The sequence below is a fragment of the Acrocarpospora pleiomorpha genome (assembly GCF_009687885.1).
GTDB lineage: Bacteria > Actinomycetota > Actinomycetes > Streptosporangiales > Streptosporangiaceae > Acrocarpospora > Acrocarpospora pleiomorpha.
On sequence record NZ_BLAF01000007.1, the window covers coordinates 136,041 to 149,060 of the forward strand.

General features: G+C 67.1%; 12 protein-coding genes. 3 read left to right on the forward strand and 9 right to left on the reverse strand.

Translation table 11 applies throughout. The annotated features are described in order from the left end of the window. Nucleotides 1–49: 49 nt before the first annotated feature. Nucleotides 50–1,612 (reverse strand): ABC transporter substrate-binding protein, encoded by a 1,563-nt coding sequence (locus Aple_RS06445; protein ID WP_155343548.1) that lies wholly within the window; start codon nucleotides 1,610–1,612, stop codon nucleotides 50–52. A 416-nt stretch (nucleotides 1,613–2,028) separates the two neighbouring features. On the opposite strand from Aple_RS06445, the gene Aple_RS06450 reads away from it, so the two are divergent. After that, nucleotides 2,029–3,477: an MFS transporter gene (locus tag Aple_RS06450; protein ID WP_155343549.1), complete on the forward strand. Its 1,449-nt coding sequence runs from the start codon at nucleotides 2,029–2,031 to the stop codon at nucleotides 3,475–3,477. Here Aple_RS06450 and Aple_RS06455 read toward each other — a convergent pair. The 4 genes from Aple_RS06455 to Aple_RS06470 all read right to left on the reverse strand — a co-directional run bounded on the left by Aple_RS06455 (nucleotide 3,474) and on the right by Aple_RS06470 (nucleotide 7,842). After that, entirely contained in the window at nucleotides 3,474–4,430 is a 957-nt protein-coding gene (locus Aple_RS06455; protein WP_155343550.1) for an NADP-dependent oxidoreductase, read from the reverse strand. The two genes, Aple_RS06450 and Aple_RS06455, sit on opposite strands and share 4 nt — an antisense overlap. Nucleotides 4,431–4,447: 17 nt before the next feature. After that, entirely contained in the window at nucleotides 4,448–6,148 is a 1,701-nt protein-coding gene (locus Aple_RS06460) for an FAD-dependent oxidoreductase (protein ID WP_155343551.1), read from the reverse strand. A 318-nt stretch (nucleotides 6,149–6,466) separates the two neighbouring features. Then, nucleotides 6,467–7,468 (reverse strand): HD domain-containing protein, encoded by a 1,002-nt coding sequence (locus tag Aple_RS06465; RefSeq protein WP_170321313.1) that lies wholly within the window; start codon nucleotides 7,466–7,468, stop codon nucleotides 6,467–6,469. A 62-nt stretch (nucleotides 7,469–7,530) separates the two neighbouring features. Next, nucleotides 7,531–7,842: a PadR family transcriptional regulator gene (locus Aple_RS06470; RefSeq protein WP_155343685.1), complete on the reverse strand. Its 312-nt coding sequence runs from the start codon at nucleotides 7,840–7,842 to the stop codon at nucleotides 7,531–7,533. A gap of 573 nt (nucleotides 7,843–8,415) precedes the next feature. Here Aple_RS06470 and Aple_RS06475 point away from each other — a divergent pair. Beyond that, a complete protein-coding gene (locus Aple_RS06475) occupies nucleotides 8,416–9,495 on the forward strand; it encodes an acyltransferase family protein (protein ID WP_170321314.1) in 1,080 nt (359 codons plus the stop codon). A 40-nt stretch (nucleotides 9,496–9,535) separates the two neighbouring features. On the opposite strand, the gene Aple_RS06480 is transcribed toward Aple_RS06475, so the two are convergent. Beyond that, nucleotides 9,536–10,273, reverse strand: a complete 738-nt coding sequence (locus Aple_RS06480; RefSeq protein WP_155343554.1) for an SDR family oxidoreductase — start codon at nucleotides 10,271–10,273, stop codon at nucleotides 9,536–9,538. Between the two features lie 94 nt (nucleotides 10,274–10,367). Here Aple_RS06480 and Aple_RS06485 point away from each other — a divergent pair, with 94 nt between their 5' ends. Continuing rightward, nucleotides 10,368–11,279 (forward strand): LysR family transcriptional regulator, encoded by a 912-nt coding sequence (locus tag Aple_RS06485; RefSeq protein ID WP_218038146.1) that lies wholly within the window; start codon nucleotides 10,368–10,370, stop codon nucleotides 11,277–11,279. Here Aple_RS06485 and Aple_RS06490 read toward each other — a convergent pair. From Aple_RS06490 to Aple_RS56195, 3 genes are all read right to left on the reverse strand, one after another. Next, nucleotides 11,215–11,985, reverse strand: coding sequence for an SDR family NAD(P)-dependent oxidoreductase (locus Aple_RS06490; protein WP_155343555.1), 771 nt, complete (start codon nucleotides 11,983–11,985; stop codon nucleotides 11,215–11,217). The genes Aple_RS06485 and Aple_RS06490 overlap by 65 nt on opposite strands. Nucleotides 11,986–12,284: 299 nt before the next feature. After that, entirely contained in the window at nucleotides 12,285–12,776 is a 492-nt protein-coding gene (locus tag Aple_RS06495; RefSeq protein ID WP_170321315.1) for a CBS domain-containing protein, read from the reverse strand. Then, a complete protein-coding gene (locus tag Aple_RS56195) occupies nucleotides 12,773–13,012 on the reverse strand; it encodes a universal stress protein (protein ID WP_344316650.1) in 240 nt (79 codons plus the stop codon). The genes Aple_RS06495 and Aple_RS56195 overlap by 4 nt, the downstream gene beginning before the upstream one ends. Nucleotides 13,013–13,020 lie beyond the last annotated feature (8 nt).

Sequence of the window (13,020 nt, forward strand, 5' to 3'; positions counted from 1 at the left end):
CGGTTCGCGCCCTTTCTCGCCGCCCGTCCCTGAAGGCACGGTCGGCGTGTTACTTGTCCACCCACAGGAGTTCCGGCGACGCCGCGTAGAGCGTGACCGGGTTGACTCCGTGCACGTGCTTGGCGGCCAAGATGACGTCCTGCTCGTAGGCGAACAACCGGTTCGGCGCGTCCTTGGAGATCTCCGCGCCCACGACCTTCCACGCCGCGGCGACCTCGTTGGCGTCCGTCGAGTGGATCGTCGTGTCCAGCGCCGCGTCGACCTTCGGGTTGGAGTAGCCGTACACGTTGAGGTCGCCGCCGGTGTAGAAGGTGCGGTAGACGGTCACCGGGGACTGGCTGATCACCGACGCGTGCACCGAGATCTGGAACTTGCCCTCCCGGAACAGCCGGCCGATGACCGCGTTCTCCGTCGGCTTGAGCTCTACGTGGAGGCCATTGATCTTGTTGAGTTGGGCCGCGACGACCTCGCCCACCTGCTTCATGATCGGGGCCGGGCTGTAGGTGAGCATCTCCAGGTTCAGGCTGGTCTTTCCCGTCTTCGCGAGGTACGCGTCGAAGAGCCGCTGAGCCTCGGTCAGGTCGAACTTCGGGTACGTCACGGCGGCATCGCGATTCGGGCTGTCCTTCGGGAAGAACGCGTCCGGCGGCTCATCGCCCGGGTAGGCGGCCGCCGTCAGCTGGGGCGCGTTGAACGCGTGCAGAAGAGCCTGGCGCAGGTCCGGGTCTCCGATGATCGGGTCCTTCAGGTTGAAGCCCAGGCCGGTGCCGCCGAACAGCGGGATCGCGTGCACTCCGTACCCTTCCGGCTGGAGTTCGCGGCCGAACCGCTTCAGGAAGGTCGCGGTGAGGTCGACCTGGCCGGCCCGCAGCGCGTTCACGCGCTGGTCATCCTGGACCACCGTCGCGTAGGTGATGCGATCGAGGTACGGCAAGCCCTTCTCGACGTAGCCGGGGTTGCGCTTCAGCTGGATCTGGGAGCCCGGCACCCAGGTGTCCACCAGGAACGGGCCCGCGCCGACGGGTTCGGTCGCGAACTTCTCGCCCTTGGCCTTGATCGCGGCCGGCGAAGCGATCGAGCCGAGGTCGTACTGCAATGCCCAGGGGAACTGGTAGTTCGTGCTGGCCAGCGTGATCTCGAGGGTGAGCGGGTCGACGACCTTCCACGTCATCTGGGCGAGCCAATAGCCCGCGAACGACAGCAGGGCCGGGTCCTTCAGGCGCTCCCAGTTGAAGGCGACCGCCTCCGCGTCGTAGGGCGTGCCGTCGGTGAATTTGGTCCCGGACCGGAGCTTCAGGGTCCACACCTTGCCGTCCGAGGATTCGAACGACTCCGCCATCGCCGGCTCAAACTTCTGATCCTCGAAGCTGTACCGCGCCAGCGTCCCGTAAAGCGCGGCACAGATGTAGTAGGCGCTGCTCGAGCACAGCGCGGAGTCAAGTGAGTTGAGCTGGCTCAGCCTGGACATCGTCAACTCGCCGCCCTGACGCGGCGTCCCGTCGTTCGGAACACTTCCGCCGGTGGGTTCCGCGGCGCTGCTGCCGCAGGCAGCGACTGTCGATGCCGCCACGAGGGCGACCACCATGCGGGATAGCCGTCGACCGACCCTCATATCCCTGCTCCTTTGGTTGGGAACGTGTTTGTACTGATGCCAGGTCGACGCACTTGAACGACGGCTGACCACAGGAATCCGCCCGAAACACCGCTGTAATGCTTGGCCCGACGCTAGGACGGCCGAGGTGGCATGTCAATGCTTCCAAATGTATAGAAGTAGTCACTAAGTTGCGGCGATCTTGAAGCCGAGGCCAGCAGGTCCCGATCAGAGCCGGGGAGCGATCTCGGACGCGAAAAGCTCGAGGTAATCGGCGTTTCCCAGAGGGCGTGCCTGCCGTGGGCGAGATCACGAAGCCGGTCACACCTACTGCTACATGCTGGCTCGAAGTCGTATAGTTCCATAATCATGGAACTATCTGATTGCGCCAAGGGGAGACACGCCCACATGACAATGGCAACCGCGCGCTCAGCGGGATGGCGCTGATGCGAAGCCGGTACGTGCGCCGCGCCGACAGCCCGAACGCGGTCATCGTGGTCCTGTGCATGGTCGGCATCGTGGCCGCGCTCGGGGGGACCCTGCTCGTGCCGCTGGTGTCGCGCCTTCCCGAGATCTACGACGTCAGCGCCGTTCAGGCCTCCTGGATCATCACGAGCACGCTGCTCGCGGGGGCGCTCGCGACGCCGATCCTCACGCGCCTGGCGGACATGTTCGGCGAGCGGCTGATCATCGTGGCCACGCTGATCGGCTTGGTGCTGGGCTCGTTGCTGCTGGCGGTCAGCGACAGTTTCGCGCTGGCCATCGTCGGGCGTTCCCTCCAGGGAGTGGCGGCAGCGCTCGTACCCGTCGCGATGAGCCTGATGAAGCACGTGCTGCCACCAGAGAGGGTCGGCTTCGGGGTGGCCCTGATGAGCGGGACGCTGGGCGCGGGCTCCGCGCTCGGGCTGCCGCTGGCCGGCTTCATGTACACCCATCTGGGCTGGAATTCGCTGTTCTGGGGGCTTGCGATCGTCGGCGCACTGCTCGCGTTCCTGGTCTGGACGATGCTGCCCAAGCGCGTGACCTCGAAGCAGTCGATCGACTGGTTCGGGGCGCTGCTCCTCACCGTGGCGCTGACTCCTCTTGTTCTCGTGGTCACCCAGGGCAACGTCTGGGGCTGGCTGAGCCGTCCGATCATCGGGCTGGCCCTGCTCAGTCTCGTCGCGTTCCTCGCGTGGGTGCCCTGGGAGCGGCGGCAGCGTGATCCCATCGTCCATCTGGGGCTGCTGGTGCTCAGGCCGGTCGCCTTGACGAACATCGTCGCGATCATCATCGCGATGGCGATGCTGATCAACCTTTTCCTGGCCGGCCAGCAGTTGGCCGTGCCGGAGTTCGTGGCGGGTGGCCTGGGCCTCTCGGCGGATGCGACGGGGCTGGTCATGGCGTTCCCGGCCGGTGCGGTGGCGGCCGCGTCGCCCCTGGCCGCCCGGCTTCTGCGTCGTTTCGGTGGTCGTTGGGTGCTCGTCGCCGGTGCGCTGTTCATGGCCGCCAGCTACGTGGCCCGGGTCCTCCTCGACGGATCGGTGTTCGAGGTCGCCCTCGGCGCGGTCCTGGTCTGCGTGGGAACCTGTCTCGCGCTGTCGGCCATGCCGATGATCATCATGGCCGCCGTCCCGTCCGAGCACACCGCGTCCGCCAACGGCATCAACACGCTCTGCCGGATGCTCGGCACGTCGTTGTCCACTGCCGGCATGGCGGCCGTCACCTCGTTCACGGCGGTCACGTTCGATGGAACGGAGTACCCGACCACCGAGACCTATCACCTGCTGTTCTGGGCGTGTGTCGTTCTGTCCGTGGCAGCGGCGCTGCTGACGACCGCGATCCCGCGGCGCGATCAGCTCCCGGACGGGCTTGTGACCGAATCGGCGACCGCGCCCTTGCGCTAGGTCCAGTCCAGCACCAGCCGACCTCGGACGCGGCCACGTTCGAGGGTTCGGTGCGCTTCCGCCGCCTGGGACGGCTCGTACGTGGTCGCGACCCGGAGAGTCAGCGAACCGTCCTCGACTCGGTCCCTGAGGTAGTCGATCTTCGCCCGGTCGTGGAAGTACGCGACGCAGACCGTCATGAACTTGGTGATCGCGCGTTCGGGCTGCCAGTCGTCGGGTCGTACGGTCACGAACCAGCCGTTGTCCCGGACCGCCGGCATCAGGTCCTCCGGTCCGATCAAGGCGGCGTCCACGACCGCGTCCAAGGGCCTGCCGGCTGCTGCCAGGAAGCGCTCGCCGACATCATCTCCACGTGCGATGACCCGGTCAGCGCCCAGGTTCTCGATCAGTGAGACGTCCCCAGGCGACGCGTCGGCGACCACCGTCCATCCGCGGATCTTCGCCAGCTGGATCGTGTAGCCGCCCACGGCGCCGGCGCCACCCGTCACGCCGAGCATGCCCCCGGGGGGAAGGTCGTCGAGCGCGCGCAGTGCCGTCAGCCCGTTCATGAGCAGGGTTGAGCCGGAGACGAAGTCGCTTCCCGTCGGAAGAGTGGTCAGGGAGTCGTCTTGGACGATCACCTGGCTCGAGTAGGCGCCGCTCGCCGGGTCCATGCCTGGGAGAGTCGCGCCGATCACCCGGTCCCCCACCGACCAGGTCGCCGAGTCACCGACCGCGCTCACTACCCCGGCGAAGTCCATCCCTGGGACGAGCGGGCATCCGTCCTCCCGGAGTCGGCCGGTGATCCGGCCGGTGCGGAACAGCACATCGGTGGGGTTGACCGTGGCCGCTTTCACGTGCACTCGGACTTGGGCGCCCTCGGGCTCGGTGATCGGGACGTCGACGAGGCGCAGTACCTCCGGTCCGCCGAATCCCGTGAGCCCGACGGCAGGAACCTGTTCCTTACTGTGCATCCCGTACGCTCTCCTCGTCAGGACGCCGGGACCTGCGTCCGCAGGTCGGCCACGTGGTGGGCGGCTATGTAGCCGAAGGTCATCGTGTGGGCGATGCTCGCGCCGGCCCCGGGGTAGGTGCGCCCGACGACCGTCGCGGCCATGTTTCCCGCGGCGTACAGGCCGGCGATCGGTTCGAGCTGCTGGTCCAGGACCTGGGCGTACTGGTTCGTGATGACGCCGCCTATCGTCCCCACATCGGCGGCGAAGATCTCCGTGGCGTAGAACGGCGGTTCGGCGAGCGTGCCGACGGCCGGGTTCGGCTTGTTGCCGGGGTCTCCCAGCGCCTTGTTGTACTGCGATACGCCGCGGTTGAACTCCGGGTCCTGGCCCCTGGTGGCGTACTCGTTGAAGTTCGCGACCGTGGTGGCCAGTGTCCGCGGGTCGACGCCGATCAGCCGGGCGAGTTCTTCCACGGTGTCCGCGCGCTTGATCCAGCCTTGGGACACCCATTCCTCCGGCAGCCGGCCCGGAAGCACCGAGGCGAGGTTGCGGATCTTGGGCATGCCTCGTCCCCATGGGTACTTGCGCCGGAACGCGTCGTCGAAGATGAGCCAGGCGGGTACGGCGTCGTTCGCGTACATCGCCTTCACCACCTCGATGTAGGAGTTCGACTCGTTGACGAAGCGGCGGCCCGACTTGTTCACGAAGATCGTGTGGGGGAACTGCCGGGCGGTGGTGAGGTTCGAGATGGCGATCTCTCGGCGGGGGGCGGGGTTCCAGACCGCCTCGTCCATGTAGTCCACCTTCGCTCCGAGCGCGATGGCGGCCTGCAGGACCGTGCCGGTGTTGCCCGGGTTGCCCATGGTCCGCTCACCGTCGTTCGGCTGTGTGTCCGCGTTGTAGCTGAGCCGCATCTCGCCGTTGCGTTCAAAGCCGCCCGCCGCGAGCAGGACCCCTCCGGTGCCGGTCACGACCGTGGGCACACCGTCACGCTCGGCCCGTACGCCGACGACCCGGCCCTCGGAGACAACGAGTTCCCGGACGTCTGTGTTCAGCCAGATCGGGATGCCCGTATCGACGCAGGCTTTGGTCAATTGGCCGACCAGCGACATGCCGTTGGTGAGCAGATCCTTGCCGAGTAGCCTGCTGATCTTCGTACGCAATACCACTCGAGCCGCGGCTCGGAACGAGCGGGCCGAACGGAACGCGGCGGGAAGGTTGCGCACCTCGTTGGTCATGACCGCCAGATCGAGGCTGCGGCCCATGCCCGGGTTGATCTTGCTGTGCCATTCGCCGAGTTGCCTGCCGTCCCAAGGGATCCCCTCGATCGAACGGCCTCGGGCGTGTCCGCCCTTGCGGTTGTCGTAGTAGTCGCTGTAGCCCTCGCAGCGGGTGAGCTTGACGCCCTTGCGCTGGATGAACGAGATCATCGCAGGACCTTGAGCGAGGAACGCCTTCCGCCGTTCCATCGACGAGGCGTCGTCCGGGTCCCCGACCACGGACTGAAGGTAGGTCAGTCCCGCCTCGTAGGAGTCCGGCACACCCGCGGCCCGCATCAAGGGATTGTTCGGCATCCAGACGACGCCCCCCGACATCGATGTCGAGCCCCCGACAACCTCCCGCTTCTCCAGGATCACCGGCTTGAGCCCTGCTTCAGCCGCTGCCAAGGCCGCGGTCAGCCCTCCCCCGCCACTTCCGACGATGACGAGGTCGAATGATTCAGCTGGGGAACCCACGGCCACCTACTTCCACGTTTCTAGAATCTTGGTAACGTCACGTTAGCCGTAGGTCGGTCAGGCAACAAGGCCCCTTAGCGGCCTCATCCTTCAGGGCCTTGAGGTCGGCACCCGGCGAGTCGACGTCCCCAGTCCGCCATCCGCGCCGCCCACTACGGGTATGCGCTGATGCTCGCGATCACCGGCGGCCCTCCGGCCGCTCCGCGCCGTTCTCCCAATTCTTCGGCCAGGCGCGGCCGCGACCCGCTGCCGGTCGGGATCCACTCCCCCGGCCACATGGCCGTCACCGGCGAGCAGGCCCGCGAGGAGTTCTGGCCGCTAGATGGGCTTGTCTGGTTGGCCGAGGCCGAGTTTCGCGCGCAGGCGGGTGACGCCGGCGTGGAGGACGGGAGGCACGGTGATCAGGATGACCACGGCGTCGCCAAGGCTGTTCCGTGCGGTCTCCACGATCATCCAGCCGAGCAGCACGGTCAGTGGGGTCCAGGTGCGCAGGTCTGTCCGCAAGATCCAGCGGAGAAAAGTCAGGAGACAGCCGGTCAAGGTGTGCCGCGTCGGGCGGCGCAGGGTCAGAGCCAGAGCGGGCATGCTGATGGCCAGCCTGAGCGCGAAGCGGGTGCGGGCCCGACGATCCCGCAGGACGTCGAGCTCGCCGAGCCATTCGTCCAGATAGCTCGCTCTAACCGCCACTGGGAGAAGCAGCGCGCCGAAGGCGAGTACCTGGTACGTCGCGCCGGTGTCCCCGGGGAGGTGGGTCAGGCGGGCGCGCGCGATCGATTCGAGTTCGTCCGCGACGTCCCGCAGACCGAGGCGCCCGGCGAGCGGCGCCATGACGTCCAGGGTCTGCTGGCTCTTCAGCCGCTGTTTCTCCTGGTCGAGGTGCTGGATGGTGCGCATGTTGTGCAGCCGGTCGATCACCTTCAGGGCAAGACTGCGGTCGTCTGCGGCATCGATGGCCGCCTGATCGTGCCTGCGGTCGAGCTCGGTCATGCTCTGGACCAGCGTGGTGATCTCCTCGCCGAACTCCGCGCGAAGCTGCGCGGCGTCGCATCCGGTGTCCTCGATGACATCGTGCAGCAGTGCAGCGCAGACGGTGGCACAGTCCAGACCGGCATCGATCGCGATCTCCGCCACTGCGACGGGGTGGGTGATGTACGGGTCGCCGCTCTTGCGCACCTGGCCAACATGGCGCCGGGCGGCGAACTCGTAAGCACGCCGGATCCTGCCACGCTCCGCAGCCGTGAATTCGGCGGGCAACCGCGCCAGCAGCGGCTCCACCAGGCCGGCCCTAACGTCACCAGCCGAAGGCTCACGACCGGTCATGACGTCACCAGCCGAAGGTTCGCGACCGGTCATGACGTCGTCTGCCGAAGATTCGTGGCCGGTCATGACGTCGCCGGCCGGAGGTTCGCGGCCGGTCCGCGGGACCGCTCGGCTCGATCGAGGGCGGCGCGAGCCCGAAGTGCGCCCTTCTCGGTCAGCGTGTAGTAGTACCGGGCGCGGCGTCCCTCGGCCAGGTGCTCGGCCGCGGACTCCTTGCGGCGCTCGATCCAGCCGAATTCACGCTCCAGCCGGGCCAGGATCGGGTAGATGGTGCCGCTGGGCTGGCGGGTCTTCTCGCACAGTTCCAGCCCGTAGCGGCGCTTGGCCGGGTCGGACAGCATCTCTTCCAGCACGAGCATCGTCTGCAGCGTCATCCGCGGACCATCCGTCATATATCGGACTCTAGATATCCAACGCGGAACGTGACATCTCCTCACGGGTGATAACCATCTGACTAGTCGCCAGCCGCAGGCGACAAAGCGGACCAAACTCCTGGCCGCCGCCCGCGCCCGTGATCGCCTGGCCACCCGCACCCGTGGCTTCGCCGCCCCACCCGTGATACTTGCCGCCCGCGCCCGTGGCCTTGCCGTCCGTGCCCGTGGTCGCCTTGTGGATCGGCTCAATCTTGTTCGCATCCAGCGTTCTCCAGCTCCGCGGTCTCCTCGCCGACCAACTGCTCGCTGCCCGTGGCGAGCCGGAAACCCAGCACATCAATGCTCGACTTGATCAGCGATCACCCGTTTCAAGGGGATTGAAAGTTCACTGAAGGCGGATGGAGCTATTTCTAAATATGCCCAGATCAAAGGATTCCCAGAACCTCGGAGTCGGCGAAAAACCACGCTTATGAATTGAGGCGAGCGCGTACTTATCCGCATTGCGGATTCCGCCATCCTCATCATCGCCGCACCGGAACAGATTTGCCTACTCACCGGGAAGGCGTGATGAAGATGACAACGGCGACAACCAAGATCGAAGGCACGACGACCAAGGTCGAGAGCACGACGTCCCGGGCGGTATGGGCAGATGTCGCCAAGGGCGTCTGCATCCTCTTGGTCGTGCTCTGGCACACGGTCAACAAGCACTACCTGCAAGTGGATTGGAAGATCAGCGCGCCGATCCCGGCCATGTGGGGATTCTTCGGCGACCAGCTGATGACCCTGCGGATGCCGCTCTTCTTCACCATCTCCGGCATGTTCGCCGTCAGCGCCTACCATCGCCCCTGGCGAGTGGTCGTACGCTCCCGCGTCGCCAAGTTCCTCTACCTGTACTTAATCTGGATGCTCATCCACACCGCAATCCTGTGGTTCACTCCGGGCTTCGACACCACCGCCGCACGCAGCCTCGGCCAATTCGCCGAACAGCTCACGATCACCCCACCCAACCTGTGGTACCTCTACGCACTCGCGATCTACTTCGTCGCCGCCAAAGCCCTCCACCGGGTACCCGTGCCGATCCTGCTCGGCGCCGCCGCCCTACTGGCGGTCGTGGCCGCCGCCGACCTGATCGCCACCCCCGGCAACCGCGGCTCGCTCCTCCAGAACTTCGTGTTCTTCCTGCTCGGCCTGCACCTGCGCCCACACATCGAACGCCTGGTCCGCAACACCAGCTGGCGCCGGGCCGCCGCCGTAGCCGCGGTGTACGCCGTGGCTACGGCGGCAATGGCCGCCACCGCCACCCAGCAGACCCCCACAATCTGGACGACGGTGTCACTGATCGGGACCGTGTTCGGCCTCAGCGCCGCCCCGCTGGTGGCCCGATGGACCCACATCGGCGCGGCCCTGTCCTGGCTCGGCCGCCGCACGCTCCCGATCTACGTCATCCACATGCCGCTGCTGGCGCTACTACACATAGCCCTGATCGGGAGGCTGTCCAACGCGAGCCCGGCCGTGCAAACCGTACTCGCCGTCGCCTACCCGGTCATCGTGACAGCACTGCTGGTGGCACTGTGCCTGCTCGCCGAGTACGGCCTGAAGGCGGCCCGGGCGACCTGGCTGTTCGAACTCGCCTCCCGACGTACCCGAGTCTGACTCCCCCCGAATGGGGGATCGAACCCACCGCGGCGCAAGGTCACCAGGGTACGACCCCGTTGTCGTCGAACAGCTGGCCGGTCGGACCGTCGTCCGGCAGGGTCGCCAGCCGGATGGCGATCGCCGCGCCCTGCTCGGGGGTCTGTGTCCCACTGAATCCGTTGAGGTCGGTGGCCACGTAACCGGGGCAGGCGTTGTTGATGAGGATGTTGGTGCCGCTCAGCTCCTTGGCGTACTGGATGGTGACGGCGTTCAGGTAGGTCTTCGTCGGCGCGTAGACCCCGCTGATCCCCCCGAGGTCGACGCCGGGTGTGGTCTGTAGTGTCAGGGAGCCGACGTGGCTGGACTGGTTGACAATCCTCGGGTGCGCCGAACGGCGCAGCAACGGCAGCATCGCGTTGGTGACCCTGATGACGCCGATGACGTTGGTCTCCATCAGTCGCCGCACGGTCTCGAGGTCGATGGTCGTGGGTTCCTCCGGCCAGCCGCCGGCAACGCCGGCGTTGTTGACCAGTACGTCGAGCCGTCCTGCCCGCTCCTCGATCAGTTGGACTGCGGCGGTCACGCTCCCGCCGTCGGTCACGTCCAGGGGTACGCCGAACGCGTCGGCGCCGGCCGCGCGCAACTTCGCCACGGCGTCCTCCCGGCGCTGCTCGTCCCGGGCGCCGACACCAACGCTCCAGCCCCGCGCACCCAGCCCGGCCGCGATCTCATACCCGATTCCCTTATTCGCGCCAGTGACCAGCGCGATCGTCTTCTCGCTCACGACAGTGAGCATGCCCGCACTGCAGCCGGGCACCCAACACCATCTCGGTAATGCAGTAATACCCGAGCGGTATCGATCAGCCGTCTGCCGTCATTAGCCTGGGCTCATGGAGATACGCGAGCTGCGGTACTTCGTCGCCGTCGCCGAAGAGCTGCACTTCGGCAAGGCTGCCCAGCGCCTTGGGATAGCCCAGCCGCCCCTGTCCCGCACGATCAACCAGCTCGAACGGCGGCTCGGAATCGCACTGCTGGAACGCAACAGCCGCAAGGTCACGCTCACCGAGGCCGGATCCGTGCTGCTGGCCGAAGGACGCGCGATCCTCAGCGCAGTGACCGCAGCTGAGCGGCGTACCCAACGGGCCGCGACAGCACCCCCCAGCCTTGTCCTCGCCGTCAAATCCGGCACCGCCGGCGAACTGCTGACGAAACTGCTCGACGCCTACGTCGCAGAACCCGGCGCAGCCACCGTCGATCTGCTGCTCTGCGAGGCACACCAGCACCAGCAGCTGCTGGAGGACGGGCAAGCCGACGTGGCTCTGCTACACCTGCCCTTCGACTCAGCAGCCGGGCTCGACACCGAAACCCTGTACACAGAGGGACAGGTCGCGATCCTGCCGACCGCACACCCGCTCGCCAGCCATTCCCAGGTCCGGATGGCCGACGTCACCACTCTGCCAAAGCTCCCGATGGCCCGCTGGCCCGGTCCCGACGGCAACTACCCAGAAGGACCGGGCGCAGAGGTAAGGAACCTGACACAGCTCTTCCAGCTGATCGCGCTAGGCCGTACCACCGTGGTCATTCCCGAGTCAGCCAGCGCCGACCTGCGCCGGGACCTCGCCGCCGTACCGGTCCTGGACGCTCCGCCCGTGACAACGGTGATCGCCTGGCCGCCGCACAGCCGCCTTCGTACAGTTGCTGACCTGATCCGCGTTGCAACGGCGGCGGCTGCGCCGGTCACGCTTCCGGGTCGTGGGCGAGGACCGTCCGGCCTCCGTCGACCGGGAGGGTCGCGCCGGTGATGAAGGCGGCGTCTTGCGACAGCAGGTACGTGATGGCGGCGGCGATCTCCTGCGCGTCGGCCACCCGGCCAAGCGGGTGCACGACGGCCATCTGTTCTTCGATGCGGGCGGCGGCCTCCGCTTCTTGGGAGGACAGGAAACCGGCGTAGCGCTCGGTGTGCACCGAGCCGGGTGCTACCGCGTTGACCCGGATGCCGTGCGGGCCGTATTCGACCGCCAGTGCCCGGGTCATCCCCTCGATGGCCGCCTTGGCGGTCACGTACGGCAGCGAGCCCGGGACCGCTTGGCGTGCCTGATGGGAGGAGACGTTGACGATCGCCCCGGGCGTTCCGGCGGCGAGGAACCGGCGGACCGCGGTCGTGCACCCGACCACGGCCGCGTCCAGGTTCAACGCGATCAGCTCCAGCACCTGCCGACTGGTGGCCGAATGCACCGAGGCGTTCCGGAACACGGCGGCGTTGTTGACCCAGCCCGCCAGCGGCGCCACGGCCTCGGCCGCGTCGGCGGCCCGCTCCGTGACGCGCTCATCGGCGGCATCACCGGCCACGCAGACCAGGCGCCCTCCCGCAGGATGTTCCTTCGCCCAGGCCAGGGCCGCCGGATCCCGCTCGATCGCGACCACCATGCCGCCCCCGGCGACCAGCCGCTCAACCAGCGCCCGGCCGATCCCCCTGCCTCCCCCTGTCACCACATACGAACGGCTCATGCCCCTCCTCGCCCTCCGCCACACACCATCACAGCGCAGACTCGACGGATATCGCACCGCGCTCGCCGAAGCAGGCCATGACCTCGGCGACGTACGCCTGGTCCGGCACCGCACGACACGCCCTGACCACTGCCCGAGAACTGCTGTCCTAAAGGAGCGTCCGGTCGCGGTCTTCGCCGCCGACGACACCCTCGCCACTGGCGATCCTGAGAGCCGCATGAGGTCACCCCAGGCCAGCACGAGGGCGCCGTCGTCCGCCCTAGTCCACGAGGACCGGCCTTGCGACGTGGAAATCGCCTTTAACGGTGGCCCGATTCATCATTCGATTCCGGGCTCACCATTTCGATACGGAACATCGCGGAATTGACCTGCCCTGTCCCGGTGGTCGTTTCCACTCGGCCGGCGACTGCTTTGAGAATGTCGATTGTCGTGATGATGCCGGCAATCCAGCCCTGCTCGTCGACCACGGGGAGCGCGTCCCTGCCCGAGTCGAGCATCAACGCGGAGACGTGCGCGATCGATTGATCCTTCTGAATCCGGGGCAGCCTGCGGTCGTTCAGGAAATCGCGGGCTTCCCGTCGTGCCAGGTCACCCACGGCGCCCGACCAGCCCGTCGCCAGTTCGTGCAGGCTGAGGATGCCATGCAGCCGGCGGTTCTCGTCGACGACCGGAATATGGTGGATCCCCGCACGCCGCATCACCTCCCACGCCATCAGCGGTGATTCCTGCGGTGTGATCGTCACCACGACGCGGGTCATGATGTCGGCCGCGGTGAGCGGGAGCGTGGTCATCGCTCCTCCTGGCACGGGCGGACGACGGCGACGGGACATGATGCGCGGTGGAGAACGCCGTGGCTCACCGAGCCGAGCACTGCCGAGCCGAAGGCGCCCATCCCGCGCGAGCCGACAACGACCAGTCCAGCCATAACGGTCTCCTCTGCAGACTCGGGTTCCCCTTCTATGGGACCCTGTCGGCACGACCGCGAACTGCGGGCGAACGTCACTTTCACAAGGGACCTTTGGACCACCGCGAGTA